This is a genomic window from Nocardia sp. NPDC102475, from assembly GCF_055584605.1.
Genome location: NZ_JBVJLS010000019.1, coordinates 14738 through 40616, shown reverse-complemented (window position 1 = coordinate 40616; position 25879 = coordinate 14738). Strand labels below are relative to the sequence as shown.

The following is a 25879-nucleotide window of genomic DNA, read 5'->3' as shown; positions in this document are numbered from 1 at the left end:
CCAGCCTAGACGAACAGATGTTCGAGTCAAGCGACGCGCCCGACAACACGCGTCCCGAACTTCCGGGACACGGCAACCGCCGCGCTACGGCCGCTCGCGGCCCCTTTCCGGGCGCCGAACACCCGACCTCACCGAACCAGCGAGATCCGATCACTGTCCAGCAATGTCTGCGCCTGCTTGTACACCCGCAACGCAGGGGTCACCTCCACATCGGCGATCCCGTCGAGTGCACCCAGCCGCTGCGTGACATACCGATAGAGGTGCGCGGTATCGCGGCATATCAACGACGCCATGAGGTTGGTCGGCCCCGTGGTCGCGGCGATGAAGACGATCTCCGGATGGGTTGCCATCGCGGTGCCCACCGCCTCGAGATCCGCCGGGCGCGTGCGCAGCCACAGCGCCGCCCGCACTGCGTATCCCATCCGTTCGACCGCGAAATCGAGGTCGAAGTACAGCACCCGGGATTCGACGAGTTCGGCCATGCGCCGCGCCACTTTCGTTGCGGTCCAACCGATTTCGGCGGCAATACGAGCATAGGGCGCGCGTCCGTCGCGACCGAGCAGCGCCAGCATCGCCTCATCCTGCGCTGAAAGTTCCACAGCGGCTTCCGGCCCCGTATCGGCCCGCCACGACGGCCGTGGGCCGAGGTCGCGCAATTGCGCAGCCGTGAACAGGTGCCTGAAATCCGGCCACTCCTCATCGAGCGGGAAGCGGTGGATCACCTCATGGGCCGTCAGTCCGATCACCTGACTGGCCTGGGGCAACGTCTGCATCAACAGCTTGTCGCGCCGCTCGATCGAGCGCGGCCTGCTCACGCAGGTCACCTCGGATCCGGTGGCCGACAATGTGACCCAGCTCAGATCCGGAAACCGCGCCAGTGATTCGGCCAGTCGCGCCGCCTTGTCCGGAGTCGACCGGAGCCGGATCACCCAGCGCGCATGCCCGAGCGGCACCACGTTGACCTGCCCCGCCACATGCAGGATGCCGCGCTGCCGCAGCGATCGGTAGCGGCGCGCCACCGTCTGCTCCGAAACCCCGAGGATGGCGCCGAGCTTGGCGAACGGGATGCGCGCATCGGTCACCAGCGCGTGCAGGATCTGCTTCTCGAGGACATCGAGTACGGAGGAATCCGCGCCATCTTCGGACTGCATAGGAGGAATCTAACGCACCTGACCACGTGACTATGTGGATATCACCGCCTGCCGCACCCTGAGTGTCGATATCGTTCGAATCGTCTCGGAGGCTCCCGTGAGGAAATGGCTGCCCTTATTCGCCGCGTGCCTGGGCACGCTGATGCTGCTCATCGACGTCACCATCGTCAATGTCGCGCTTCCCGACATCGCCGCCGATCTCGGCACCGGTCTGTCCGGACTGCAGTGGGTGATGGACGGATACGCGCTCGCGCTGGCGGCGCTGCTGCTGGTGCTCGGTTCGCTGGCCGATCGAGTCGGTGCGAAGCGCGCCTATCTCGCCGGACTCGTCGTTTTCGCGATCGCATCGCTGATCTGCGGGATTGCCGATACCTCGGCGAGTCTCATTGCGGCGCGTGCACTTCAGGGCATCGGCGGGGCCGCGATGTTCGCGACCACACTATCGCTGCTGCACTCCACCTACACCGGCCGTGATCGGGGTGTCGCCTTCGGCGTCTGGGGTGCGGTGTCGGGTGCGGCGGCCGGGATCGGTGTGGTGCTCGGCGGTGTGCTCACCGAGGCACTGTCGTGGCGGTGGATCTTCTTCGTCAATTTGCCGATCGCGGTACTGGCGATCGTGTTGACCGCCGTCGTGTTCCAGCCGTCGCCGCGGCAGGCGGATCGGGCCATCGATGTGGCGGGCATGCTCGCGTTCGCGACCGCCGCGACGGCGGTCACCTACGGTGTCATCCGCGGCGGCGAACACGGCTGGTCCGATGGTCCTACGCTGCTCGCCCTGGCGCTCGGCGCGGGCGCGCTGCTGGCCTTCGTATTCGTCGAATCCCGCAGCGCGGCAGCGATGTTCCCGCTGGCACTGCTCGGCAATCGCAACTTCGGGGCCACCCTTGTCTCCGCATCCGGCCAGACGTTCGCTGCCTTCGCCGCCACACCCCTGATTTCGCTCTGGCTGCAGCAGCAGTTGCATATGTCACCCATGCACGCCGGACTGGCCATGCTGCCGATGGCGGCGACAGCGTTCGTGGTCGCCGGTGCATTCGGCAAACTGCTGCATGATGTTTCGCCGAAGTGGACGATCGGTGCCGGTCTGGTGCTGGTCGGCATCGGTACCGGACTGCTCACTATGATTGACGCCGAATCATCTTGGGCTGCACTGATTCCCGGATTCGTGGTGATCGGTGCGGGCATCGGCGTCAACGCACCTGCGCTGGTCGCGGTGGGGATGGCGGCGGTGCCGCCGCAGCAGGGCGGGATCGCCGCAGGCGCGGTGAATACCGCACGACAGCTCGGCCTCGCTCTCGGAGTCGCCGTGCTGGGCACCGTATTTCGTGAAGTCGCCGATGACAGTCGCGCGATGACATTGTCGCGTTTCGTGGATGGCTTGGACGCGGCATTCGGCGTCGCGGCCGGAGTCGGAATCGCATTCGGGGTGATCGCATTCGGGTTGTTCCACCGTCAGCGTCAGGTCGCCGATGCCCCGGTCCAGCCGGACACCGTCGCCGCCTGAGCCCTACCGGCACGATCATCAGGCAAGTCCGGGCACCCCGTACACCGACCGGGCACCCCGCACACGCGGTGCCCGGTCTGGCAACGGGGTGCCCGGTACCTGCCGATTACCGCTGCGGCAGAACGGATTCGTCGCCTTCCGGGCGCGGGCCGAGGATGCGGCGGTCGGATTCGTCGATGCGGACATCGTTGATGCTGGCCTCGCGGCGCGACATCAGGCCTTCCGGGGTGAACTCCCATTGCTCATTGCCGTAACTGCGCCACCACTGGCCGGATTCGTCATGCCATTCGTACTGGAAGCGGACCGCGATGCGGTTGCCTTCGAACGCCCAGAGGTCCTTGCGCAGTGCGTAACCGTTTTCGATGGACCACTTTCGGGTGAGAAATTCGACGATCGCCGCGCGGCCGGTGAAGAATTCGTCACGATTGCGCCACACCGAATCCTCGGTGTACGCGGCGGCGACGCGATCGGGATCCCTGGTGTTCCAGGCATTCTCGGCGGCGCGCACCTTGGCCTTGGCGGATTCCAGGTCGAATGGTGGCAGCGGAGGTCGCATTGCAATTTCCTCTCGGGGATCGGGATCAGGGGTTGACCGGGGAAAGTTCGGCGGGACCCCAGCGGAGCGGGCCCGCGCCGTGGATTTCGATCACTTCGGTAATGGTGAAGTCGACCGAGCACTGAGCTCCGGCGGTGAAGGTTTCCGGCGCCCAGGACAATTCGGCGGTTCCGGTGAGTTGAAGGGTTCCGCCCGTGGTCCAGTCCGGGATCAGGATGCCGCAACGTGGGTTCACCGCGATGTTCCCGAGTGTCATGAACATCGAATTGCCCTGGTAGTCAGGCCATCTCAGCCGAGTCGGCGAAAGCGACTGCAGGAAGCCGGGATTCCCGCCACGGTGCGAGGCGTCGGCATTGCCTTCGGTATCCGCGGTGGCGACGAAGAAGGCATCCGCCGCGGCGATCAGTGCACGCTGCCGCGCATCGAGTTCCATGCCGCGCCGGGGTGCTGGCAGGTCGATATCGGGGCGATACGATTCGATCTGCCTGCGCGAGATGTACTTCGGGCAGTTCGAATACACCTGATCGACGGCAATCCGTAGTCCCGCCTCCGTCGGAGCCGCGAATCCGTTGACGCGCATTCGCCTGCGCCGCTCAGGCTGCAGCGCGATCATGCCGATCCGGGCAGGCCGGGTCAGTGCGTTCTGCAGCGGATCTCCCGCTGCCGGAAATGCATCGATTGCGATCGTCTCGGCATCGACGACGTGCACGAATCCCGGCGACCCGACCACCGCGCCTGCCCACATCCGTCCGTCGAGGTCCGCAGCCGCGATCACGACCATCGGCTGTTCCGCCAGGAAACCCGCCGCGACATCCGGGATGTCGGCACGAACCATCCGTCCTACCCGGTCGGCGATATGCGCCTGACCCATTCGCTGCTGTACAGCGACCTCGCCCGAATGAAAGTGAGACATCACAGTGCTCAACAGCGTCCGGGCTCAGAAGAATCCGCACGTCGGGGCGGCACCGCTGGGCGCGGGAGCGGATTCGGCGCCCGTGGGAGCGTAGACCTCGAGGCGGATACCGTCGGGGTCGACGAAGAAGATGCCACCCGAGGCGACCCCCTCGCCGTGTGCGACCACCCCGTCATGGGCGAAGCTCACCGAGAGTTCACGCAGCAGCGCCTCGATCGAGCGCACCTGTTCGATGGTGTCGACCTGGAACGAAAGATGGTGCAGACCAGGGGTTTCGGTGGAGAAAGCGCCGTCGGACTGCTGCCAGAGGGTCAGCACGAGCTTGCCGTTCGCACCGAGGAAGGCCCAACGCTTTTCGCCGTCGGTGCTGGCCGCGAGCTGCTCGAAACCGAATGCGCGGCGATAGAAGTCCACCGATCGGTCCAGGTCGGAGACATTCAGGCCGATGTGTCCAGTGGCCAGTTGGGGTGCGATGGCTGTGGTCATCGAGATCCTCCTCGGAATTTATAACTGTTCTAAGTAGATTTACTAGTTAGAACTTAACTAGTAGCCGGAAGAACGTCAACCTTTAAAATCGATTTAACCGGTTAGAACGGCGGTGGTTGCCTTGGCAACGAAAGGAAGATCGCTACCCTCAGGTATGCCTGATCCACGCCCCCACCTCGGTGAACCGCTGGCACTCGACCTGCTGAACACCCGGTGGATCCAGGACGGACCGCAGGATCTGCTCACCGATGTTTTGGGCCTGGGCATATGGCTGACCTCGGCCGGACTCGACGATCGCGCGAATGCCGACGAGCGGACCCTGCAGGCGGTACTGGCCGCCCGCACCGCCATCTACGACACCGTGAAACACACCTCACACACCGCGCTCAACGAGGTCCTCGACCACGGCCGGATCCGACGCATGCTGACCGACACCGGCCCCACCGAAATCGTCGATGTACCCGAAACCACCTGGGTCCCCGGCTGGCTCGCCGCCGACAACCTGCTGCGGCTACTGGCCGAGGCGCCGGACCGGATCCGCCAGTGCGCCCATCCGGACTGCGTCCTGTTCTTCTACGACACCTCGAAAAACGGCACCCGCCGTTGGCATTCGATGGCGACCTGCGGCAACCGCACCAAGGCCGCACGCCACTACGCGAAAAAGGCTTGAGCTCAGAAGAGTTCGTCGAGCAGTCGGTAGTAGTCCAGTCGCCGCCGGTCCGGCTCGGCGAGTCCATAGGCGGCGTAGAACGCGCTCAGTTCGTCGGTACCGAAGTCCTCGCGCAGATCGCGATCGACCAGGGCCAGATCGCGGTACCGATCCGCGACACCCAAACCGCCGACGTCGACCAGTAGACCGCCGCCCAGCACATTGGACGGGGTGAAATCACCGTGCGCGACAACGAGATCCTCGTCCAGCGGACGTTCGGCGAGCAGTCGTTGGTAGATCTGTTCCGGCGTCAGCCCTCGATTGTCGGCGTCGAAGTCGTCGACATCGACCAAATCCTCGAGCACCCGGCGCCGCGCCTGGGCCAGCATGACATCCAGCCTGCCGTCGAACGGGCACTCGGCAACGGGAATATCGTGCAGCCGCCGCAACAGCGCGCCCATGACCGCGCCCACCGATTCTGTCGGTTCAGCGGCCAGACTCGGCAGACCCGCGTCGGCGAGAACCAGCACATCCTCTTCGAACACAGCAATGTCGGATAGTTGAATCCCTTTGCCCCGCAGCCAATTCAGCCGCGCATACTCGGCTGCGGCCTTCGGTCCCCGCTTCACCCAGTACGCACCGTCGACATGCGCGACACCACCGCTCATTCCCTCGTGGTCCTCCGACCACGCGGGGTCCGCACCCAGCACCGCGGCGACCTTCGGCGGCAAGGTCGTCGGCAGATCATCGAGCAGGTCGAGGGTGGTGCGGGTGGCCTCGATCAGCTCGGCATCCCCCTCGACGACGCGCAGTTTCAACGCCTCGGTGAGCCGCGCCCTGGCCTCGGGCAGTCTGCCCTGTTCGGCAAGGGCCTTGCCCAGGTGCTGCAGCGCGAAGGAGAGCACTTCGGAGTCGCCGGCTCGGTCCACGGCTCGCCGATACAGCGTTTCGGCGGTGACGATGTCACCCCAATAGCGGTAGACATCACCGAGGTTGATCCAGACCGACGTCCTGCGATAGTCGCTATCGGCGAGTTCGAGGGCGCGATCGAGGTAATCGAGGGCCTCGGCGTAGCGGCCGAGCAGCATCAGCTCGATGCCGATCTTGCGGAATTCGGCGAAGTCGACCGGCCGCGCGGTCGCGACGCGAGCGGCCAGCTGCGCATGATCGATGGGGATCATGCGCAGCCGCTCATCGAAGCGGTATCCGTGATCGCTCACCAGCGTGTTCTCGGTACGTCGAAGTCGGCGCAGAGCGCGCGCCACACGTCACGCGGGTCGATGCCCGCCTCGATGGCGGCGGCGCCCGTCCGCCCGCCCAATGCCGGGATGGTGTGGTCCCTGAGCAGCGCATCGCCGCGGGACACACCGAACTCGGTGTGCAACAGCTCCTGGAACTCGGTCAACCGCACCGTATTCAAGATACTCGCGCCGCTGGGGGCCTTCACTCGGGCCGTTCGATTAGCGGGTCCGCACGCTGAGGACGTCGTGACAGATGCGGATCGGGTCCGCGACTTCCGCGATACCAGCGGACGCTCGTTGCGCCGCGGCCGTGTAGTCGGGCGTGTCGAGCAGATCGAGGACAGCGGTACGCACCGCATCAGCGGTCAGGGGGCGAACCAGGATCGAACTGCCTTGGCGCGCAGCGCGATTAGCGAGTTCCCACTGGTCGCCGCCGCCGGGTACCGTCACGATCGGCACACCCGCGAGCAGGGATTTCGCGAGCAGTCCGTGGCCGCCGCCGCCCACCACGACCGACGCGTGGGTGAGCAGTTCGTCCTGACGGCCGAGTCCGGCCGTTGCCCATGGCGGCAGGTCGGTGGGCGGGGTGTCGAGCATGGAAATAGCCACCCGGACGCCCGCTCCGTCCAGTGCGGCGAGCACGGTTTCGACCATGCCCGCGACACCGGTATGCGCGGTCGACGGTGCGACCATGACCAGCGGCCGATCGCCGAGCGGCGGCTCGAGGATTTTCGGAGTCGGCTCCCACAGCAGCGGGCCGACGACGTGGGTGTGCTCGGGCCAGTCGGGGCGCGGCACCTCGAGGGCGGGCAGGGTGGCGATCAGGCGAGCCGCCGGGCCCGGATCGGTGCCGGGCAATCCGACGCTTTCGCGGGCCTGCTCACGCTGACGCAGACCGTTGCGAACGGCACGGGCGGTCATGGTGCGCAACACGCCGTCACGCAGGCGGCCGCGCACCCCCTCACCCGGCGCGAGGCCACTTCCGATGGGCGGCAACGCTTTCGACGGTAGATACAGCGGATGCGGCGACAGCTCGACCCACGGCACCCCAAGTCGCTCGGCGGCCATTCCGCCGCCCGCGGTCAGCACATCCGACACCACGAGCTCCGGCAGCATCGCGCTCAGATCGGGCAGGATTTCCGTCGAAATATGCGCCGCACGCTCATGAATGCGCTGACCGGCATCATTGTCGTCGTCGACGGTGCGCGGAGCGAGCCCCTTGAGCCTGCGCACCGCGATGCCCGCCTGCTTGGCGGCGTCGAACCAACGCGGTCCGGTGAACAGCACCGGATCGTCACCGGCGGCCAGGAAGCGTTCGCACAGCGCCAGCGCCGGAAACGCATGGCCGGGATCCGGCCCGGCAACAACGGCAACACGCATGCGGCCAGCCTGCCACATCGGTGTCGGAACTCGGTGCGGCGCGGACTGGGTTCGGTCGAGCACCCGATGCGGCCCGCGTTCATCGAAATGCCATTCGGAAGAAACCCGTCGAGCGCCGATCGACGGAATCCTGGTCTAGACCATTCCGGCCGGATCGACAGATTGGGGTCGAGGTGCCAGTCACCACCATCGACGAATTGCTGAACCTGCTCGCTGGATGCGCCGACGTCTGGGATATGCCCGACCGTAGCGGCGACCCCGTCGACATCCTGAACCACGACCTGCAATGCGCAGAGCTGCTGCGCCGATCCCATCCCGAGGACGAGGAACTCCAACTCGCCGGACTCCTGCACGATATCGGCCACAAACTCGTCCCCGGCGACGATGCGGGCCACGGCAGGCACGGCGCGGACGCGATCCGTGCACTACTCGGCGACCGCGTCGCCCGACTGGTCGAACTACACGTCGTCGCCAAGCGCTACTTGGCCGCCACCGAGACCGCCCACACCCTGTCCCCCGCCAGCCGACGCACCCTGGTCACCCAAGGCGGTCCGATGACCGAGACCGAAATCGCCGAATTCCGAACCGATCCCGACTTCACCGCCGCCCTCGCCCTCCGCCGCGCCGACGACGCGGGCAAGGTGGTCGGCCTTCGAGTCGCCTCCGTCGAGTCCTGGCGTCCAGTCGTCCAACGCGTCGCAGGCACCCGCTGACCCAACCGATTTCAACACTTCCCCACCCATCCGTTACCCTTGCTCAGCAACACCGGTCCGGGTGGCGGAATGGCAGACGCGCTAGCTTGAGGTGCTAGTGCCCTTTATCGGGCGTGGGGGTTCAAGTCCCCCTCCGGACACCTAACTGTGGCATTTATGCCCCCAAAATCGGGTCCGGGCACCGCCTGGACACTCTGTCCTGGTCATACCCCGCCACCTGCGGTTTTGCTTCATTTGGGTGGTCGATGTGACCGATGACACATTATCTCCGCTGATCCCTTCCTTCTCCTCCATCGGGCTCACCGGTGGCGATGCCTCCGGAATCGGTGCCGGTCTGCCGATGGCGACCATCGAGCAACCACCAGCACACACCGCGGTGTACAGCGTGCGCCCGGTCGACACCAACGGCCGCGTGGTCGACAAAGCCGTTCTGCGAGCACTGGATTGGCACCCCGGTGACCTGCTGTCCTGGCGGATCGCTGCGGGGCTGATCGTGATCACCCGGCCCGGCTACGGCCGCCGCGGGATCACCAAGCACGGGCACCTATCCCTACCCGCCCACGCACGGCGCGCCGCGGGCATCCAGCCGCGCGACAGAGTCCTGTTGGCCGCCGATCCTGACCAACGCCTGCTGGCGGTTTTCGGACCGCACGTCCTCGACGAGATGGCCGCTCGCCGCTTCTCCGAGGGGGTAAGCCGATGAGCGCGCGCAGCGACGCCGACGTCGCCGCGGTCCGGATGATGATGGACCGGCTCAATCTCACCGTCGCCGAGCTCAGCGACGACACCAGCCCGGTCACAAGCGTGCCGACCTTCGGTGACTACATCCCCGTCGTCGCCGACAGCATGCCCGCGAGCCGGACTCGCGACCACTACCAGACATACTGGACCAAGATTCTTGCCCAGCCGGGGTGGGCCGAGCGGGCATTGAACGAGCCGACTCCCGTGCAGTTGCAGGCGCTGTGCGAGGTGATCAGAACCCAGCGACTGATCCGCCGCAACGGGCGAGACGGACGTGAAGTCGTGCGCCACGTCATCGACGCGTTGCGCCGGGTCTACCAGCACGCCGAAGACAACCGGATCATCGACCCGCGCGACAACCCGGCCGCGAGGCTGACCAAACCCCGGCGCACCCGATCCAATCGGCGTGCACTGCCCGAAGACCTCCTCACCGAGATCAACCGCGTCGCCGCCACCACCGGCAACGACCCGCAGCTCGACACCCTGCTGCTGCGCCTGCACACCGAAACCGCCTGCCGCCGTGGCGGTGCACTGGCCTTGCGTCCCCAAGATCTCGATCCCGTGCAGTCGGTGATCCTCCTACGAGAAAAGGGCGGCACCGAACAATGGCAGCCGGTCTCCCCCACACTGATGCGCGCGCTGTGCAGCCACGCCCAACAACGCGCAGCCGCACCGAACGAGCAACTACTGCGCACACGCAACGGCAAACCCATCACTCGCCGTCGCTACAACTACCTGTTCGAGCGTCTCGGCCGATATCTGCCCTGGGTCATCACCCACGGCATCTCCATCCACTGGCTGCGCCACACCACAACCACCTGGGTCGAGCGCCGCTACGGCGGCGCGACCGCACGCGAGTTCGCCCGCCATGGCCTCGGCAGCGCCGGACCCACCGGGGTCTACACCACGGCAACAATCAACGAAGTCGCATCCGCGCTGGCCCACCTCACCGGGGAACCCCACCCCCTCGCCACACCGGTCACGCAGGCACAGAAGAACCATATGACGACATAAACGACGCAGCCAGGCAGATGCTCTGCCCCGAGGCCGGCGATAGCCACTAGGACGAACTCTTTGACATTCGTCCCCAGCGACTGCCGGTCCTCGGGGCGGCGCCGAATGTGCGCTGCCGTCCGCTGAGAACTCATAAATGACCATTGACATCAACGGTTTTCGAGTAGGTCAGTACCGACAGCAGCAGACGCGCCGACATGCCATTGCCAGCTCGACAGCCGATCACAACGCCAAGCTCGCGGCGCTGCCCGTTTGGGTAGTCAGGCCGCCGATTGCGCGCTGGGGTGAATGCGTTGCGGAGCTCGCCGACTGCGAGCACCACCCAGTGGCATGCGCGCAGTAGTTCGGTCAGTGCACCGGGAATCTGCAGCTGGATCGACGAATCCGCCTCACCAGTCAGCCACAAGGAAAGGACGCATCAATGCATCCCCACACCAATACCTCTCGACGGCGGGTCGCTGAAGGTGTTGGATACCTCACAGAGCTTTCGTCGCAGGTACCAGCACCACAACCGCGCCGCTACAGCGCAACGGCTTGGGAGGCGGTCCCCCGCATGGACATCGACCTCACGTGTCCACAATGCCGCCAGCTCGACTCGGTTCAGAGTGTGCCCGCGTTGAATGCGGGCGGTGTGTCGACCAGCTCCGGGACGAACGTCTATTCCGGCGTTGGTGTGGCTTCGACTGGCCTGGTCCCGGTGTTCGGTACGGCCACGGTTGAGCGCACTCACACCACAACACTGGCACGGAGTCTGGCCCGCGAGCCCGCACGTACTCCAGCCGGGCGCCTGACCTTCTTCGCGCTTGTGCTGCTGTTGCCAGCGATGTGCTGGATCGTTCCGGCAATCCTCTCGGTCGCCGAGCCGTATCCCGGCGTATCGCGACGGGTCGCTGCTCTTTCCACCGTGATCTTCTTCGTGGTCCTGACCACACCTGGCGGCCTCCTGCTCACCGTTGCTGTTCATCGTATTCGCCGCAACGGCAGAGTCGTACGAGGACGTCGACGCGCTCACGCTGTATGGCAAGCCGGTTTCTACTGCCATCGCTGCGGTGTCGCGTTCTGGCCCTTCTCCCCAGCGCCGGGCATTCCTTCACGGCAAGCCTTCGCGCCGCAGCACTTCCGGTGGTACGTGTGGAACGCCGGTGGTTACGCCCGCGCCTGAATCCAACATCGAGTCCAGAGAGGTGGTCGGTGTCGCGGTCGGCTGCGGTGATGCACTCGCCGACATCGTGCCGTCCGTTGCGTGTGCGGCGGTGATCAGTTGCCGGGCTTGTTTAACGCTGATTTCGAGCAGATCAGCGACATCTTCGTCGGTTTGACCTTGGTCACGGATCACTGCGGCGGCAACAGCTTGGTCGGCGCGGTGGCGGGCGATCTCCTCACTGGCTCGTGATTCGACTGCGCTGATCTGCTGGCGCAGCGCCTGGATTTCTTGGTCACGCTTGGCTTCACACGTCGTGATCGCCTGCCAATCGATGAGGTACCGCTTCACCGCGTCGGTGATCGCTCGCTCCCGCTGACGCGCCAGTTCTCGGCGCTCACGAATACGTACACGCGAGCGTTCCAGTCGCTCAAGAGCTTCCGGGGATCGAACTGTCCGCGGCGGACGAGGCAACGACATGGCCGACCTCCTAAGTCGGGCCTGCCAGCTGATTCTCCCGCAATCGATTCTACACTCGCGCTGGCGAAGTCTCGGTCACAACCCCGACCGTCGACGCGCCACTGCCAGAGGCAGTTTCACGCACGCACCGACGACGGGCGCACGCCAGCCACGACGACGACTGACCAACTACAACCAGCGCGACCTCGAGTTCGTGTTGTGGCAGATTGCCCATATCGCGGCAGGCGACAGTCTCCCTCCCCACCAGCTCGCACGTCTTGCCGCAGCGACGCGAACACGCGCGGTCATCGACCGCCTACACGCGACCGCAGCCGGGAGCCACGCTCCCATGGCCTAGCAGCTGTGGACCTTGCTGATCCGTGCTCTCACCGGCACGGACCGCGCCAACCCGGTCGGGTTGCTCTGGCTACAGCGCGTATCTACGCGGTGACGGCACTCTCGCCTCAACATCGCACTCGGAGGCCGAGCCCGGTAACACCACTGCCCGGCCGATGCGCACCGTGCTCAACAGCGGCTGCCACCGCACGCGCTTCGCCATTTGGACCGATTCTGCGTTGCCGTTGCGGCAAATCTGGGCATAGACCTCGATGATCCCGTGTCCTGAAACCTCGGGCAGGGTGACCACGATGGTGGCAGCGAATGCCAACGATATGAGCGACAATCCGAGCCAACTATGCGAGCGCCTCGTCGAGCCATGCACTCGCGATGTCAACACCCCGAGGGGTGACACGCAAGGCAGTGGAGCCTAGAGCGTGCGGATGGGGTGGTGCAGCAGGCAGCCGAATAGGGCGAAGAGTTCTATTGCCCGAAAGGCTCCTTTCGCCTCAGACGAGCCGCTTCTGACGGTTACGCTTGGCCGTCCTAGTCAGTACGAGGAGAGTCGCTATGCCGTGGCCAAGACTCGTCGGAATCGCCATAGCCACCGTGACCGTTGCCGCGTGTGGGCAAACGGTCCGGCCCGCCGCAGAGCCCGCTCTGGAAGGCGATGGAGTCAAGATTGTCGGAAAGGACGTGCTGCCCGGCACGTACATCACACGGGATATCGACCGGACTGCTTTCGGATTCTGTGTCTGGTACCGGCTTTCGTCGCCGACGCGTAGTGATGCATCGATCATCGAAAGCAACGCAGGGCGCCAGGAGGCGAACGTCACGGTCCAGCCCAGCGATGTCGCGCTCGACACAGATGGTTGTGGGCGGTGGATACGAACTCGCTAACAGGTGGCATAAGTCGGATTCAGGTGGGGTTGCCCCGTTCTCGTCAAGATCGCTTGCTCGAGAACTCCTCACGGAGAACGGAAACCGCCTCTGACCTGGTCGGGCTGACAAGATTTGAACCTGCGACCACCTGACACAGGTTCTAGTTTTCTGAACAGGTCTCAATATTGCCGAAAAAGACTGGTAGACCGAGTCTTTCACGATCCACGCACCCTCAACATGACCTGAAATATCCCGTAGATTCCGGCTGAAAGTGTGAGATTTTGGTGAGATCGGGAAATGAACCCGCGATCGCCTCCCGACGATCCGGTCTGCGTGTCGATCTTCCGACACACCGAGCAAAACCAAAGCCAGTGAACATTCAGCAAATGCCCGACGGCTTGCATCATGCATCATGAATTGCCGCGGGCTCCGTCCCAGTGGGAGGGCGGCATGTTCTACCGAAAGGCTATGTTCTGCGGCGTGGCTTCACTGCCATGCGCGCAGCAGATCTTCTGGCCCCCAATGCTGCGCCAGCGGCAGGTCACCGTCGATCCCGCAGCGCGAGACCGCCACCAGCGGCGTATCGAATTGCGTGCCGGGAACAGCTAGGACGCCGCGGGTGAGGGCGTCATAATCGTGGCGATCGAAGGGCCGATCCTCGAGCCACTTGATCGACCCGACGAAGTGCACCGCGCCGGCGACGGGTTCGCGGTCGGCACCGATCAGATCCAGTTCCGGGTTGTTCTGCCGGTTCCACCAGCCGCCTACCGCTTCGGTTTCGGGCCAGTGGACCTCGGGCAACAACCGCAGCAGCGATCCCCTGATCACCGGTTCCACTGCGCGACCGCGCCAACTCGTCCACGAACGCTCGATCCGCTCCAGCGCCAGATCGCCCCGGCCGCGTTCGATGAGCGGAATTCCGCGTTCCAGGAAGGCCAGCCAGAATCTCGTGTAGGAGTCGGCGATGCGGTAGCGCTTGTTCTTGCTGTCCGGTTTCGTCGACAGCGGCAGGTCCGCAGCAACTATCCGCTTGGCCTGCAAGGTGTTCAGCAGCGGTGTCAGCGTTCCGGCCGGCAATACACCGGCGCTGCCCGAAGCGGCGGCAATGGCGCCGAAGGTGCGCTCGCCGCTGCCGATCGCCTCGAGCACGGCCCGTGAACGAGACGCCTCGGGAAACTCACCCAGCAGCGACAGCTCACCCGCCACCAGCAACGGCGACAGCGGATTCGCCGTGGCATCACGCAGAAAATCCACACGGCTCATCCCCGCCCGCCACGACTGCACGATTTCCGGGAATCCACCGGTCATCAACAGCGCGTCCACCGCCTCGGCCGCTGGCAGTTCGGTCATGGCCTGCACATCACCCAGATGCAGCGGCGCAACAGTCATCTTCGTCGCCCGCCCGAAGAACGGACGACCGTGCGACTGCAACGCCTCCATCACCGAGACATCGCTACCCACCAACACCAGCAGCAGCGGCTTAGCCGAAAGGTGCCGATCCCACACCGTCTGCAAGGCTCCTTCGAACTCGGAGTCCTGTTCGACCAGCCATGGCACCTCGTCGATAACCACGATGCTCGCGGCATCGTCGGGTAAAGCGATGGCCAATATCCGCAACGCCTGGTTCCAATCCGCCCCCGACATCCCCGCGACCAGTTCCGCCCCCCGCAGCGGCGAATGAGCCACAGCACCGACAAAGTCCTCACGCTCGGTGACAGGATTACGCCCTCGCGTCGCCTGAAAAACGACATATCCGAGACCGGAGCGGTCGCAGAACTCTTGAACCAGACGCGACTTCCCCACCCGCCGCCGCCCGGTCATGATCACCGCACGCCCCCGTGTCGCACCGGCCCCGCCCGTCACCAACTCCAGCTGCCGCCCCAGCAGACCGAGATCCGACGCACGCCCCTTGAATTCCACCCGTCACCTCCACGCCTCGAGACCGGTCACCAATCTTACATAGATTCAATCTAAGTAAGATGGGACCTATGTAACTGACCGCCCAAGGGTGAGATGCGGGGCCACTACTCCCAGGGGTCGAATGCCTCTTCGATGGCTGGTCGTCACGCCCGCATCGACGGGTCGGAATCCGGCGGAAAGTCGGGAAGCCATTGGGCCTCTGCTGACAAGCGCGGGTCTCAGCGGCATCGTGGACATACTGGCGCGTGGCAACCGACTGCACTGACATAGGCGGATACCTGCGGTTCCCCGGACTCGAGAAGTGTCGGCGTTCATGTGGTGGCTCGTAGTGAACTTCGCCGTTCAGGAGCCGGGCGGCAAACGCCAGCACTGCCGGTTGCTCGCCGACCGAATCATCTCCAACCCGATCGCGCCAACGGTGCCGGACGACGTTGGCGGCGTCAACGTCAAGTCCGTCAGATAGTTCGGATCGGTCCACTCGACCTCCGCAAGCGCTTTGTGGCAGTCGCGCCCCGGATAGGCCGACACGCACACCCCGCGACCGTCCGGGTAGTTCTGGTGGAAGACCCCGCCCACGTCGGCGCACGACGGCCCCGCCGCCACTGCTGCGGCCGTGGCCTTGGTTGTGATCGTAGGTCGGGTTGTCGCGGTCACGTCAGTGCCTGAGCACGAACTGACAGAACAGGCGGTGATGGCGGCGCACAGCGCCGCAACTAACCGGTTAATGCTCGGCTCCCTACTTGGTGAGCTGGGTAGCGCCAACTCGTCACTGCCACAACATCACCCGCAGGAGGACCAGTTGTATCCGCCCCCGATCGACAAGCCGCCGAGGCGCCTGGATCTGGCTGCGTGGCGTCGACGGCAGGGGTACGCGGTTCGAACGCCGCGCAGCCGGTCGTGTCGGGCAAGACGTATGTGCCCAAAACGAAACATGAGAAGGGACGGGAGAAACGCGATGGCTGAGCAATGGATAGAGCCCCGAACCAATCGATTCGGAGCTCTATTTCGTTGGGGCTATGACGATCCGGCACTACCGGAGTTTGGAAGCTGGCCGGGTCGCGGCTTCTGATAGTTCACGTAGAACCATTCGTCGTGCGTATTGTAGCAGCGTGCATTGTATCCCATTGCCCGATATTGGTCCGCGAGAATTTCGCAGTTCTTGCGGCCCCAAACTTGTTGGGTGTCTTCAGCAGATGCCGCACCGGCCGCGAGAATTGTTGCTGTAGCGCCAGCTAGTGCGAGCGCAGTGACAGCGCGGGCCGACCGTGAGTAACGCATGGATTTGTTCCCCTCTTGAACGATAGATCTTGACGCTATCACCGCGCAAATCTGTTGGGCAACAATGAATCTCCGAGTAGGGGGTGTAACCAACTTCCGGTTTGCGGCGGGAGCAGGGTTGTGACGGCTTGTATCACAGGTCCCACGATCCCCAGTCGTCGATTCCGTAACTCCACGCCGACACATCACCGGCGAAGCTTCTCTTGCGGTGTTTCTCGACTGGGCCAGGGGGTGTGGTCTTCTCCGAGTGACCGGTATGGCGTACCAGTTTCGACACGAAACCTATCGACAGTGGATGGAACACAACAGTCGATAGCGCATACAGTTTCGACCGGTAGAATTGGTCACGGATACCAACGTATCCGGCGCCCGGCACGTCTGCTTAGCCGCTCCACATGGCCACGGGAATCGAACCGCCTTTCAACGCATCTTCACGCCGAACAACCCCAGCGATCTCCCCTCTTCGGCGGCCATACCATCAGGTTCGGTCGTCACCCCTCCTCATGGATGTCAATGGGATGCGCTGACGCGCGGCCTCGACGGTGTCGAGGGGCCGGTGACCCGTCCGTCCGCTGCCGCCGACTTGGATCGGCGGGCACATGGTGGGCATCCTCGGCGTGCTCGGTCGGCGTGGAGGTGCGTGTCGATAGTGCGCCCGGCGGTATTGTGGCGCGGCGTGTACGTGCGATGGCGATGAGCCGGCGGGCTTGTTTGGCTCGGTCACGTCATACCGTTGAGTCGAGGCGGCGCGACAAGCGTCGGAAATCTCCAAATTCTCTGCCGCAGATGCAATCTCGAAAAAGGCGCGCGAATCTGATCAGACGCAACCGTCAGTCTCTGCACAACACCGGCGTGCCTGGTCGAGCGGGATCAACGAATCCTCACCGCGTAGAAGTTCGTCCAACTGCTCCAAGTCCACGATTGCCGCTCAGTCTGGTGCACCACAACCGATGTCGTGCCGCAACAACCTCGGCCCGAGCAGGAGACGGCGAGAAAGGTGCGCGGGGCGGCCCCCGAATGGATCGGCGCCAAACCTGGCCGCCACACCGTGAAACCGACCACCCGCCTGCCCACCCTCGCCGACATCTGGCTGGCCGAGACCAAACTACGCGGCCATCTCGCCAAGGGCACGCTCACAATCTACGATTGCCAGCTCGACCGCGCGGACATTCGCTGAGCCAAATCTGTCCGTTCGAACACCCAGCGTGTTCACGCACGATCTACACGACATCGTTTCCGCCGTGGCCTGCTTATATCTGCCGATGTCGAGGTTGGGGGCCGACGCAATCGCCGTCGGCCGTATGAGATGAACACCGAGGTCAGGCGACGTCGCGTGTCGCTTGGTTTATCAGCGCCTCGGCCGTTGTTCGTGCATGCGCCCAGGGCGCCGGATCATTGAGGGAAGTAGATAACGCCGCCGCCCCCTCGTAGAGGACGGCGAGCTGGTTACCTAGGAGTTGCGGGTCCGCGGCGTCGGCTTGTCGGGCCAGCTCGGTGAGTCCGTCGATGTAGTTCCGCTTGTGTGCGTGGACGATATCTTGCACGCCGGGCATGGCCTCGGCCGCCTCGACCGCCACGTTGTGGAACGGGCAGCCGCGCATCAGTGTATCGGCAGTATCCGGGCTGTCGAACAAAGCGAGCAGCCGCGCTCGCGGGTTCGAGTCGGAGTCCGGCGGCGGCGCGTCCGTGAGGTTGCCTGCGGCTTGTCGTAGCATGCGCAGATACTCCTCTACCAACGCGGTCTTGCTCGGAAAGTGTTGGTAGAGAGTCCTTTTCGAGACCGATGCTTTGGCCGCAAGCAGTTCGACACCGGTGGCGTTGATGCCTTCGTTGTAGAACAGCTGCGCAGCGGCATTCAGGATGCGTTGACGCGCGCCACGCCCTCCCCGACGGGTCGTTTCCTGGGTACCGGTGAGCGAAGTCATGAGCAAAGTATACCGATCTGTTTACAAGCTGGGCGCGGGCGAGTACCGTCGACTCCGAAAGTACACCAATCTGTTTACAACAGGAGGAAGTCATGACGCGCGCGAGCGGCACCTTGTACAAAGATGCGCCGACGAAATTCGTGCAGGTCGGCACAACACGGTTCGCCTACCGCGAGCTGGGTCTCGAAACCGGTGTACCGGTGATCTTCTTGAATCATCTGGCCGCCAACCTGGACAACTGGGATCCCCGAGTGGTCGATGGCATTGCGGCGAAGCACCGCGTGATCACCTTCGACAACCGCGGCGTCGGCGCGTCCGAAGGCGCGACGCCGGATTCGATCGAAGCTATGGCACGAGATGCCGTCGCCTTCATACGTGCATTGGGCTTCGATCAGGTCGATCTCCTGGGGCTGTCGATGGGAGGCTTCGTCGCGCAGGTGATCGCTCGCGAAGAGCCGCAACTGGTTCGGAAGGTGATCCTCGCGGGAACCGGTCCGGCGGGAGGTGAAGGCATCGTCAACGTGACCTCGCTGACTTACCGTGACACCTTCAAGGCGGTCGCCACTTTCAAAGATCCCAAGGAGTATCTGTTCTTCACCAGAACCGCCCACGGCAAGTCGGAGGCTCGAGCGTTCGTGAAGCGTTTGAAGGAACGCACCGTCGACCGCGACAAGGCAATCGCATTGCGCGCCTTCCGCACTCAGCTCAAAGCCATCCATGCCTGGGGCGCACAGGAGCCCTCCGACCTGAGTCGCATCCAACACCCTGTTCTGGTGGCCAATGGTGACGATGACCGAATGGTGCCCACCCGCAACTCTTTCGATTTGGCACAGCGTCTGCCGAATGCGACGCTGCGGATCTACACGGACGCGGGGCACGGCGGCATCTTCCAGTATCACGACAGGTTCGTCGGGGAGGCGCTCGAATTCCTGGCATCCTGAGTCCGGCCGCGTCGACCAGGAGATCGCCTGTATGTTCAGCGAATTCACCACCCACGACATCGATGTCGAGGGCGTCGGTATCCATGCTCGCGTGGGCGGCGAGGGGCCACCGGTGCTGCTGCTACACGGCTATCCCCAGACCCATGTGATCTGGCGTGATGTAGCAGCAGCATTGGCCGAGTCGCACACCGTTGTCGTATCCGATCTACGGGGGTACGGCGACTCTGCTAAGCCCGCTTCGGAATCCGATCATTCGTCCTACAGCAAACGTGTGATGGCCGCGGACCAAGTCGGGTTGATGACTGCCTTGGGGCACGACCGTTTCGCGATCGTAGGTCACGACCGCGGCGCCCGAGTCGCTCATCGACTCTGCCTCGACCACCCCGAGCGGGTCGAACGGGCCGCAGTCCTCGACATTGTGCCGACCCGACATGTTTTCGCGAATGTGGACCGCGCCTTGGCAACCGTTTACGATCACTGGTTCTTCCTCGCCGAGGAACCCGATCTGCCCGAAGTTCTCATCGGCGGCGCTCCCGAGTACTTTCTGCGCCGAAAACTCGAGCAATGGTCCGGCCCTGGTGCGGTCTTCGACGAAGAGGCGATATCGGAGTACGTGCGCTGCTTCAGCGACCCCGATGTGATCCGGGCAAGCTGTGAGGACTACCGCGCTGCCGCCTCCATCGATCTCGAACACGACGAGGTCGACGCCGCGGCAGGCCGCCGGATCACCTGCGCGCTGCTGGTTTTGTGGGGTGCGCACGGCTTCGTCGGAAACCGCTATGACGCGCTCGAGGTGTGGCGGCAGTATGCCGATGATGTTCGCGGCCACGCTTTGGACTGCGGGCATTTCGTCCCGGAGGAAGCCTCCGAACAGACCATCGACGCGTTGCGCGAGTTCCTGTCGAATTAGCCGCTAGGAACTGTCCGTCTCCCGCACGATCTCGATCGCTCTGGCCAAGGTGGACAGTCTGGCCTCCAGCGTTTCCCCGGCGGGATAGAGCCGGACGGTGTCGACACCGGCGTCGCGCCAGTCGCGCAACCGACTGCGCACCATGGATTCGGTGCCGATGAGCGTGGTGCCGAGCACCATTTCATCGGTCACCCGTTCAGCCGCGCCGTCATGGTCTCCGGCCTGCCAACGTTCGTGCACCTCGGCGGCGATCTCGGCCCAGCCCTGGCGACTGTAGGCCTGATTGTAGAAGTTGGTCGACGCCGAACCCATGCCCCCGAGGCTGAACGCCAACTCTTTCTTTCTCCCGGCCACCATCCGGCGCAGCGCATCCTCGTCGGGCGCGAACGCCACCTCCGCGCCTTGGCAGATATCCAGATCCGCCCGGGACCGCCCGCCGCGGGCCAAACCCTCGTCCAGGTAGCGGAAGTAGGCACCGGCCGCGCCTTCCGGCACGAAACTGGTGCCCAGCCAGCCGTCGGCGATCTCGCCGGTCAGCCGGAGCATGGCCGGCGACAGCGTGGCGAGATAGATGGGGATCGGATGGTCGGCCCGCATCGATAGGCGCATCGGCACCGCCTCACCGCCGGGCAACGGGATCTGGAACTCGGTGCCGGAGTACGAGATCTTCCCACCCTCGAGTACCCGGCGCACAATCTCCACCGTCTCCCGCATCCGGGTGAGAGGCCGCGCGAACGGCACCCCGTGCAAACCCTCGATTACTTGCGGACCGGACGCGCCCAGACCGAGCAGGAACCGACCGCCGGAGAGGTTGGACAACGCGATGGCGGTCTGCGCCACCGCAATAGGCGTGCGGGTGCCGATCTGCATGATCCCGGATCCGAGCAGCATCCGCTCCGTCCGCGCCGCGTAGTACCCCAGAGCCGACGGCCCATCCGCCCCCCACGCCTCCGCGACCCAGCAGATGTCCAGGCCGAGCTTTCCGCCTCCACCACGAAGTCGACCTGTTCCGACCAGCGGCCCCCACCGGATGCCTCGATTGTCGTCGCAGTGCGCATCAGGCTTCCGCCAGCTTCTTGATGTGCTCCTGTGTCCTGGTGATATTGCGTTCGAACTCCCGCATCCGCACGAACACGATCTTCTGCTCCTTGTCCGGCATCCGGTCGATCGCCAGCGATAGACCCGAACGCGCAGGGCCCATCTGCATCCACTCCGACAGCTCGGTTCCACCGCTCTTGGGTTCGAGCCGGAAGCGCCAGACGGCAGTTGGATTATCCGGATCCTCGACCGCCCACGCGAACACCCGCGGCGGGTCGCATTCGACGATGTGCGATGTGGTCGCCCACTCCCCCAGCGCATCATGCTTGCTGCGGCCGATGAATCGCGCACCTATGACCGGGCCGGTCGGTCCGTCGATCCACTCGACCGACTGCAGCTCATCACTCATGTCGGGCATCGACTCCACCTCCGACACCAACGCCCAAACCCGCTCCGGCGGGGCGGCGATCCAGATGCGTACCTCCACCGTCGGTGTGTCTGCGTAGCGTGCGCCAGTCCACTCCATCGCTGGTCGACCTCCTTCTCGGTAAATGTGCCAACCGTGCGAGGCCTGTGGCGTCGCAGTCTCCGACATCGACTTTCACTGCCCATCCTCCGCCGCTGCCGGTCGTCATCGATAGTATTATGATCATAATTTACTAAAACGACGGGCCCATACCAGCGAAGGCCGAGCCGGTTAGGTGTTCGAACGCCTCATTCGGACAGCAGGCCAGAAAGAGGTCATCCAGAGCATGCGCTACACCACTTTCGGTCGGCGGACCGGTTTGCGAGTATCCGAATTCGCTTTGGGTACAGCGAATTTCGGCACCAACTGGGGCGCCGGTGCGGAATTCGACGATTCCAGGGCGATGTTCGACACATTCGCAGAAGCCGGGGGGACCTTCATCGACACCGCCGACATCTATCAGTTCGGGCAGTCGGAAACCTACCTGGCCGATCTGATATCCACTGATCGCGAACACTTCGTCTTGGCGAGCAAGTTCACCCAAGGCGACACGGCACAACCACACGTATCGAAGACCGGCAACAGCCGGAAGGTGATGGTGCAGGCACTCGAAAAATCGCTACGCCGCCTCGGCACGGACTACCTGGATCTCTACTGGGTGCACTGGCCGGATTTCGTGACACCCGTCGAGGAAATCGTCGAAACGGTCGACGACCTGGTACGAGCGGGAAAAATTCTGCACGCGGGCTTTTCCAACTTCCCGGCATGGCGCACCGCGCATGCCGCAACCCTGGCCGACGAGCGCGGAATCGGCGCTCGTATCGTGGGCGTACAAACCGAGTACAGCCTGGTCGAGCGGACCGCCGACCGCGAGATCATGCCGATGGCAGAGGCATTCGGACTCGGTGCCGCACTCTACTCACCGCTCGGTGGCGGTCTACTCACCGGAAAGTATCGGACCAGCGACGAGGGGCGGCTGACGACCCTGGGTTCGGTTATCCAGCGGGAGGACACGACTCAGAAATCCGCCGTCGTCGATGCCGTTCTCGCCGTAGCCGGTGAGATCGGCGCGAGCCCGGCCCAGGTGGCAATGTCATGGCAGCGAGAACACGCCCGCCGCTGCGCGACCGCAGTGGTGCCGATCATCGGGCCACGCACGAGCGCGCAGCTCGACGATTACCTGGCTTCGCTCGATGTGGCCCTCGACGATGAGCAGTACACAAGATTGACCACGGCAAGCGACCCCGTCCTGGGCGCGCCACACGATGCCGCCGCCCGCTCAGCCGACGCGGTCCGAGGCCGCGTGGGAGGCGACTTCCTTGTGAATACTCCAGTGGCATAACCGAACTCGCACACATGTATCGCCTGTTGCGGGTGTGGTCGAGTCTCGCACCCGCACGAGCGACGAACTAGCCGGTGCTCGTGAGGCTGAAGGCGCGTAGGAAGGACTGCAATTCACCGTCGTCGCCCTCCACCATGAGCGCGCCGGATTCGACCGCGTCGGCGACATCGAGCTCATTGGTCACCAGAGCGGCGAGTGTCGAAATATCGCTGTTCAGCGTGATTTTGGGCAATGTCGGTGACGCACCCGGTCGCAAACGGATACCATCCGCCGAGGGCCCGATCCATGCGGACTCGTCGCCGACGTTGATCTGCACAACTCCCCCGAACCGATCGACAGCATCCGGTTCTGCGCGGGCTACCAGTCCCTGAACCAGCCATTCCGCACGCGTCATATCGTCGGCGTCGAATGGTGCACCATGCCTGAACCCCCAGGCCGCCAGCAGCCCGAGCGCCGGGCGCAACTCTTCGCCGATACCGGTGAGTGCGTATGCCGCGACCGGGGTCGGTGGCGGAAGTACCGTGCGCTCGATCAAGCCCGCTTCTTCGAGACCCTTGAGACGACTGGCGAGCAGATTGGTGCCGAGGCCCGGCAGCCCCTCCACCAGGTCCTTATATCTCCGCGGACCCATACCGAGATCACGCAGGATGAGCAGAGTCCAGCGATCGCCGAGGATGTCGAGCGCACGAGCGAGACCACAGTTCTGGCCGTACGTTCGAGAATTCATAACCATATTATAGTAAATACTTCACTTTTATATTGTCTTCGACTACGTGCGATGCCAATCGATCCCGGTGCAGCCGCCTGTCGCTCTCGACTGACCGGAGGGAGCGACAGGTGTCCGCGAGAACGAGGCTCAGTCGGCGAGGAAAGACTTCACCTCGGCCGTGAATTCCGCGAGATGCTGGAACAGGAACGCATGGCCGGCGTCGCTGTACAGCACCAACTTGGCCGACGGGAGGTGCTCCACAGCGGAGTAAGACGCGAAGGCGTGAATCATGACGTCGTGCGAACCGTTGGCGTAGAGCACAGGCTGCCGAATCGTTTCGAGCCCCGCGACAACCTGCTCCCACGGCGTCGCCAACGCCGCGGTGATTGCCTGAAGCTGCCCCATAGCGGCGGCTTCACTGACCGCCGGTGCGTCCGTCGGCATCGCGGCCGAGACCTTGTCGAAGTGCTCGAGCCCCAGCTTTCGCGCCTCTTCGGTTTCGGGATAGAACAGATACAGCATGTCGTCGAGATCGGCGTCCGGCTTGGCCATGATTCCCAGGACCCGTTCACTGATGGTCGGCATATTCGGGGCGAGACCCGATCCGCTGCCCGCGACGATCAACTTGCGAACGAGATCGGGTCGCGTGAGCGTGACCGCCTGCGCGACGACACCGCCGAACGACCAGCCGAGCAGGTCGACCTCGGTCAACCCCAGCGCTTCGATGAAGTCGATCGCGCCCGCGGCGAACCCCTCCACGGAGGTGAGGGCTTCGCCGCCGGTGTATCCGATACCGATGTTGTCGAACAGGATTACGTCACGCTCGGCGGCGAGGATGTCGAGGAACTCAGGATCCCACCAGTCGACGGTGGCACGGAAGCGGTGCAACAGCACCAATGGAACTCCGCCGCGCGGGCCGATCCGGCGGTAGGTGAAACGAGCAGACGCCCCATCGACATGCTTGTCCTCGGCGGCGTTGACGGGTGTGTAGGTACTCATATCGTTCTCCTCAGGGTGTGGTGCGGGCAATCGTTGCGCGACTACCAGCTGCGGCATGAAAAAGCCTGCGGCTCAGGCGATCTCGGCGAGACTCGGGTAGTCGGTGTATCCGCGCGGTCCGCCGCCGTACAGCGTGGTGTAGTCCACCTCGTTCAGCTCCGCGCCGGTGCGCCAACGCTCTACGAGATCGGGATTGGCGAGGAAGGCACGACCTACAACGACGGCGTCGGCCACACCCTTGTCGAGCAGTTCCTCGATCGTCTCCAGCGACGTCGGCACCGGTGTAGCACCGAGGTTCAAGAGCACCGAGCCACCGAACCGCGCGCGGAGGTCACGAACGAGCGGTTCGAGGGACTCGAACGGGCTGGCCAGAATGCTCAGGTACGCCAGACCAAACGGCGCGATCCCATCCACGACCGCCTGATACGTCTCGTCGAGGTCGGCCCCTGACACCTCGCCGATGCCGTTCAACTGATGACCGGGCGAGAGCCGCAGCCCGACCCGGTCCGCACCGATCGCCTCAGCGACCGCCGCGACCACGTCGATGACGAAACGAGCCCGATTCCCTGGCGTGCCGCCGAATTCGTCATCGCGGAGGTTGACGGTCGGATCGAGGAACTGATGCAGCAGATAGCCGTTCGCACCGTGGATCTCGACGCCGTCGAGACCGGCGCGGATCGCGTTGCGAGCGGCTTCGACGAATTCGGCGATGATTCCGGCGATTTCACCGGTCTCGATGGCCCGGGGCACATCGTGATCGACCATGCCGGTCAGCGTGAACATCTGGCCGGGAGCCTGGACAGCACTGGGCGCGATCGTGTCCTCACCGCCCTTGTTGCTGGTATGGGCGACCCGCCCGACGTGCATCAATTGGGCCACGATCGTGCCACCGGCGCCGTGCACGCCCTCGGCGACGAGCCGCCACCCCGCGACCTGTTCGTCGGTGTAGAGCCCTGGCACGGTGGGGTAGCCCTGGCCGACGGCACTGGGCGCAGTGCCTTCGGTGACGATCAGTCCCGCCCCGGCGCGCTGGGTGTAGTACTCGGCGTTCATCGCCGTGGGCACGTTGCCTTCCCCCGCACGGCTACGAGTCAGCGGCGCCATGACGAAAGACTGCGGCAGATCCCAAGGTCCGATTCGTACTGGCTTGAAAGCAACAGACATGCGGTGATCCTCCTGATTGGG

General features: G+C 64.3%; 27 protein-coding genes, 1 tRNA gene and 1 pseudogene. 12 read left to right on the top strand and 17 right to left on the bottom strand.

Features of this window, described 5'->3' with window-relative positions; genetic code table 11:
• Window positions 1-128: 128 nt before the first annotated feature.
• A complete protein-coding gene (locus tag ACZ60G_RS30165; protein ID WP_465814264.1) occupies window positions 129-1151 on the bottom strand; it encodes an Lrp/AsnC family transcriptional regulator in 1023 nt (340 codons plus the stop codon).
• Window positions 1152-1248: 97 nt separating this feature from the next.
• Between ACZ60G_RS30165 and ACZ60G_RS30160 the strand changes: the two genes are divergently transcribed.
• On the top strand, window positions 1249-2655 hold the full coding sequence (locus ACZ60G_RS30160) for an MFS transporter (RefSeq protein ID WP_465814262.1): 1407 nt from the start codon (window positions 1249-1251) through the stop codon (window positions 2653-2655).
• A gap of 106 nt (window positions 2656-2761) precedes the next feature.
• Here the strand turns inward: ACZ60G_RS30160 and ACZ60G_RS30155 are convergent, their stop codons facing one another.
• From ACZ60G_RS30155 to ACZ60G_RS30145, 3 genes are read right to left on the bottom strand one after another with little or no spacing between them, the layout of a single operon-like run.
• Complete coding sequence (locus ACZ60G_RS30155; protein ID WP_465814260.1) at window positions 2762-3211, bottom strand: nuclear transport factor 2 family protein; 450 nt, start codon at window positions 3209-3211, stop codon at window positions 2762-2764.
• 25 nt (window positions 3212-3236) lie between these two features.
• On the bottom strand, window positions 3237-4124 hold the full coding sequence (locus ACZ60G_RS30150; RefSeq protein ID WP_465814258.1) for a pyridoxamine 5'-phosphate oxidase family protein: 888 nt from the start codon (window positions 4122-4124) through the stop codon (window positions 3237-3239).
• A 24-nt stretch (window positions 4125-4148) separates the two neighbouring features.
• A complete protein-coding gene (locus ACZ60G_RS30145) occupies window positions 4149-4610 on the bottom strand; it encodes a VOC family protein (protein ID WP_465814256.1) in 462 nt (153 codons plus the stop codon).
• A 154-nt stretch (window positions 4611-4764) separates the two neighbouring features.
• On the opposite strand from ACZ60G_RS30145, the gene ACZ60G_RS30140 reads away from it, so the two are divergent.
• Window positions 4765-5280, top strand: a complete 516-nt coding sequence (locus ACZ60G_RS30140; RefSeq protein ID WP_465814254.1) for a CGNR zinc finger domain-containing protein — start codon at window positions 4765-4767, stop codon at window positions 5278-5280.
• A 2-nt stretch (window positions 5281-5282) separates the two neighbouring features.
• Here the strand turns inward: ACZ60G_RS30140 and ACZ60G_RS30135 are convergent, their stop codons facing one another.
• From ACZ60G_RS30135 to ACZ60G_RS30125, 3 genes are read right to left on the bottom strand one after another with little or no spacing between them, the layout of a single operon-like run.
• On the bottom strand, window positions 5283-6479 hold the full coding sequence (locus tag ACZ60G_RS30135; RefSeq protein ID WP_465814252.1) for a tetratricopeptide repeat protein: 1197 nt from the start codon (window positions 6477-6479) through the stop codon (window positions 5283-5285).
• Window positions 6476-6670, bottom strand: a complete 195-nt coding sequence (locus tag ACZ60G_RS30130) for a DUF3046 domain-containing protein (protein WP_063038523.1) — start codon at window positions 6668-6670, stop codon at window positions 6476-6478. The genes ACZ60G_RS30135 and ACZ60G_RS30130 overlap by 4 nt, the downstream gene beginning before the upstream one ends.
• 49 nt (window positions 6671-6719) lie before the next feature.
• Window positions 6720-7880 carry a glycosyltransferase gene (locus tag ACZ60G_RS30125; protein ID WP_465814250.1) on the bottom strand — a complete coding sequence of 387 codons (1161 nt, stop codon included), beginning with the start codon at window positions 7878-7880 and terminating at the stop codon, window positions 6720-6722.
• 173 nt (window positions 7881-8053) lie between these two features.
• On the opposite strand from ACZ60G_RS30125, the gene ACZ60G_RS30120 reads away from it, so the two are divergent.
• From ACZ60G_RS30120 to ACZ60G_RS30105, 4 genes are all read left to right on the top strand, one after another.
• The gene (locus tag ACZ60G_RS30120; protein ID WP_465814248.1) at window positions 8054-8593 is read left to right on the top strand and encodes an HD domain-containing protein; all 540 of its coding nucleotides are present in this window, start codon (window positions 8054-8056) and stop codon (window positions 8591-8593) included.
• Between the two features lie 55 nt (window positions 8594-8648).
• Window positions 8649-8733, top strand: a tRNA-Leu gene (locus tag ACZ60G_RS30115).
• Window positions 8734-8840: 107 nt separating this feature from the next.
• Window positions 8841-9296 carry a hypothetical protein gene (locus tag ACZ60G_RS30110; RefSeq protein WP_465814246.1) on the top strand — a complete coding sequence of 152 codons (456 nt, stop codon included), beginning with the start codon at window positions 8841-8843 and terminating at the stop codon, window positions 9294-9296.
• Window positions 9293-10348, top strand: coding sequence for a tyrosine-type recombinase/integrase (locus tag ACZ60G_RS30105; RefSeq protein WP_465814244.1), 1056 nt, complete (start codon window positions 9293-9295; stop codon window positions 10346-10348). The genes ACZ60G_RS30110 and ACZ60G_RS30105 overlap by 4 nt, the downstream gene beginning before the upstream one ends.
• Before the next feature lie 130 nt (window positions 10349-10478).
• Here ACZ60G_RS30105 and ACZ60G_RS30100 read toward each other — a convergent pair whose 3' ends face one another.
• A complete protein-coding gene (locus ACZ60G_RS30100; RefSeq protein ID WP_465814242.1) occupies window positions 10479-10754 on the bottom strand; it encodes a hypothetical protein in 276 nt (91 codons plus the stop codon).
• Window positions 10755-10901: 147 nt separating this feature from the next.
• Here ACZ60G_RS30100 and ACZ60G_RS30095 point away from each other — a divergent pair, with 147 nt between their 5' ends.
• Window positions 10902-11510: a hypothetical protein gene (locus ACZ60G_RS30095; RefSeq protein WP_465814241.1), complete on the top strand. Its 609-nt coding sequence runs from the start codon at window positions 10902-10904 to the stop codon at window positions 11508-11510.
• Here the strand turns inward: ACZ60G_RS30095 and ACZ60G_RS30090 are convergent.
• The 3 genes from ACZ60G_RS30090 to ACZ60G_RS30080 all read right to left on the bottom strand — a co-directional run bounded on the left by ACZ60G_RS30090 (window position 11439) and on the right by ACZ60G_RS30080 (window position 15740).
• Complete coding sequence (locus tag ACZ60G_RS30090) at window positions 11439-11969, bottom strand: hypothetical protein (RefSeq protein WP_465814239.1); 531 nt, start codon at window positions 11967-11969, stop codon at window positions 11439-11441. The genes ACZ60G_RS30095 and ACZ60G_RS30090 overlap by 72 nt on opposite strands.
• Window positions 11970-13652: 1683 nt before the next feature.
• Entirely contained in the window at window positions 13653-15086 is a 1434-nt protein-coding gene (locus ACZ60G_RS30085; RefSeq protein ID WP_465814237.1) for an ATP-binding protein, read from the bottom strand.
• A 342-nt stretch (window positions 15087-15428) separates the two neighbouring features.
• Entirely contained in the window at window positions 15429-15740 is a 312-nt protein-coding gene (locus ACZ60G_RS30080) for a hypothetical protein (protein ID WP_465814235.1), read from the bottom strand.
• 1357 nt (window positions 15741-17097) lie between these two features.
• On the opposite strand from ACZ60G_RS30080, the gene ACZ60G_RS30075 reads away from it, so the two are divergent.
• Together ACZ60G_RS30075 and ACZ60G_RS30070 are read left to right on the top strand one after the other, a co-directional pair.
• Entirely contained in the window at window positions 17098-17181 is an 84-nt protein-coding gene (locus ACZ60G_RS30075; protein ID WP_465814482.1) for an HNH endonuclease, read from the top strand.
• A gap of 138 nt (window positions 17182-17319) precedes the next feature.
• Window positions 17320-17541 (top strand): hypothetical protein, encoded by a 222-nt coding sequence (locus tag ACZ60G_RS30070; RefSeq protein WP_465814233.1) that lies wholly within the window; start codon window positions 17320-17322, stop codon window positions 17539-17541.
• A gap of 142 nt (window positions 17542-17683) precedes the next feature.
• On the opposite strand, the gene ACZ60G_RS30065 is transcribed toward ACZ60G_RS30070, so the two are convergent.
• A complete protein-coding gene (locus tag ACZ60G_RS30065; RefSeq protein ID WP_465814231.1) occupies window positions 17684-18289 on the bottom strand; it encodes a TetR/AcrR family transcriptional regulator in 606 nt (201 codons plus the stop codon).
• Between the two features lie 92 nt (window positions 18290-18381).
• Between ACZ60G_RS30065 and ACZ60G_RS30060 the strand changes: the two genes are divergently transcribed.
• Both ACZ60G_RS30060 and ACZ60G_RS30055 read left to right on the top strand, forming a co-directional pair.
• Entirely contained in the window at window positions 18382-19230 is an 849-nt protein-coding gene (locus ACZ60G_RS30060) for an alpha/beta fold hydrolase (protein WP_465814229.1), read from the top strand.
• A 31-nt stretch (window positions 19231-19261) separates the two neighbouring features.
• Complete coding sequence (locus ACZ60G_RS30055; RefSeq protein ID WP_465814227.1) at window positions 19262-20140, top strand: alpha/beta fold hydrolase; 879 nt, start codon at window positions 19262-19264, stop codon at window positions 20138-20140.
• 3 nt (window positions 20141-20143) lie between these two features.
• Here ACZ60G_RS30055 and ACZ60G_RS30050 read toward each other — a convergent pair.
• Both ACZ60G_RS30050 and ACZ60G_RS30045 read right to left on the bottom strand, forming a co-directional pair.
• Window positions 20144-21198, bottom strand: a pseudogene (locus ACZ60G_RS30050) (LLM class flavin-dependent oxidoreductase).
• Window positions 21198-21704, bottom strand: coding sequence for an SRPBCC family protein (locus ACZ60G_RS30045; protein ID WP_465814225.1), 507 nt, complete (start codon window positions 21702-21704; stop codon window positions 21198-21200). The pseudogene ACZ60G_RS30050 and the gene ACZ60G_RS30045 overlap by 1 nt, the downstream one beginning before the upstream one ends.
• A gap of 226 nt (window positions 21705-21930) precedes the next feature.
• Here ACZ60G_RS30045 and ACZ60G_RS30040 point away from each other — a divergent pair, with 226 nt between their 5' ends.
• A complete protein-coding gene (locus tag ACZ60G_RS30040) occupies window positions 21931-22986 on the top strand; it encodes an aldo/keto reductase (protein ID WP_465814223.1) in 1056 nt (351 codons plus the stop codon).
• 67 nt (window positions 22987-23053) lie between these two features.
• Here ACZ60G_RS30040 and ACZ60G_RS30035 read toward each other — a convergent pair whose 3' ends face one another.
• From ACZ60G_RS30035 to ACZ60G_RS30025, 3 genes are all read right to left on the bottom strand, one after another.
• Complete coding sequence (locus tag ACZ60G_RS30035; RefSeq protein WP_465814221.1) at window positions 23054-23713, bottom strand: winged helix-turn-helix transcriptional regulator; 660 nt, start codon at window positions 23711-23713, stop codon at window positions 23054-23056.
• A 129-nt stretch (window positions 23714-23842) separates the two neighbouring features.
• The gene (locus ACZ60G_RS30030; RefSeq protein WP_465814219.1) at window positions 23843-24694 is read right to left on the bottom strand and encodes an alpha/beta fold hydrolase; all 852 of its coding nucleotides are present in this window, start codon (window positions 24692-24694) and stop codon (window positions 23843-23845) included.
• Window positions 24695-24766: 72 nt separating this feature from the next.
• Window positions 24767-25858, bottom strand: coding sequence for an alkene reductase (locus ACZ60G_RS30025; protein WP_465814217.1), 1092 nt, complete (start codon window positions 25856-25858; stop codon window positions 24767-24769).
• Between the last annotated feature and the right edge of the window lie 21 nt (window positions 25859-25879).

Excerpts from the sequence above, each read along its gene's own strand:
- ACZ60G_RS30165 (WP_465814264.1), bottom strand. The coding sequence starts at position 1,151 with ATGCAGTCCGAAGATGGCGCGGATTCCTCCGTACTCGATGTCCTCGAG.
- ACZ60G_RS30155 (WP_465814260.1), bottom strand. The coding sequence starts at position 3,211 with ATGCGACCTCCGCTGCCACCATTCGACCTGGAATCCGCCAAGGCCAAG.
- ACZ60G_RS30150 (WP_465814258.1), bottom strand. The coding sequence starts at position 4,124 with ATGTCTCACTTTCATTCGGGCGAGGTCGCTGTACAGCAGCGAATGGGT.
- ACZ60G_RS30145 (WP_465814256.1), bottom strand. The coding sequence starts at position 4,610 with ATGACCACAGCCATCGCACCCCAACTGGCCACTGGACACATCGGCCTG.
- ACZ60G_RS30140 (WP_465814254.1), top strand. The coding sequence starts at position 4,765 with ATGCCTGATCCACGCCCCCACCTCGGTGAACCGCTGGCACTCGACCTG.
- ACZ60G_RS30125 (WP_465814250.1), bottom strand. The coding sequence starts at position 7,880 with ATGCGTGTTGCCGTTGTTGCCGGGCCGGATCCCGGCCATGCGTTTCCG.
- ACZ60G_RS30105 (WP_465814244.1), top strand. The coding sequence starts at position 9,293 with ATGAGCGCGCGCAGCGACGCCGACGTCGCCGCGGTCCGGATGATGATG.
- ACZ60G_RS30095 (WP_465814241.1), top strand. The coding sequence starts at position 10,902 with ATGGACATCGACCTCACGTGTCCACAATGCCGCCAGCTCGACTCGGTT.
- ACZ60G_RS30090 (WP_465814239.1), bottom strand. The coding sequence starts at position 11,969 with ATGTCGTTGCCTCGTCCGCCGCGGACAGTTCGATCCCCGGAAGCTCTT.
- ACZ60G_RS30065 (WP_465814231.1), bottom strand. The coding sequence starts at position 18,289 with ATGACTTCGCTCACCGGTACCCAGGAAACGACCCGTCGGGGAGGGCGT.
- ACZ60G_RS30060 (WP_465814229.1), top strand. The coding sequence starts at position 18,382 with ATGACGCGCGCGAGCGGCACCTTGTACAAAGATGCGCCGACGAAATTC.
- ACZ60G_RS30055 (WP_465814227.1), top strand. The coding sequence starts at position 19,262 with ATGTTCAGCGAATTCACCACCCACGACATCGATGTCGAGGGCGTCGGT.
- ACZ60G_RS30045 (WP_465814225.1), bottom strand. The coding sequence starts at position 21,704 with ATGGAGTGGACTGGCGCACGCTACGCAGACACACCGACGGTGGAGGTA.
- ACZ60G_RS30040 (WP_465814223.1), top strand. The coding sequence starts at position 21,931 with ATGCGCTACACCACTTTCGGTCGGCGGACCGGTTTGCGAGTATCCGAA.
- ACZ60G_RS30035 (WP_465814221.1), bottom strand. The coding sequence starts at position 23,713 with ATGAATTCTCGAACGTACGGCCAGAACTGTGGTCTCGCTCGTGCGCTC.
- ACZ60G_RS30030 (WP_465814219.1), bottom strand. The coding sequence starts at position 24,694 with ATGAGTACCTACACACCCGTCAACGCCGCCGAGGACAAGCATGTCGAT.
- ACZ60G_RS30025 (WP_465814217.1), bottom strand. The coding sequence starts at position 25,858 with ATGTCTGTTGCTTTCAAGCCAGTACGAATCGGACCTTGGGATCTGCCG.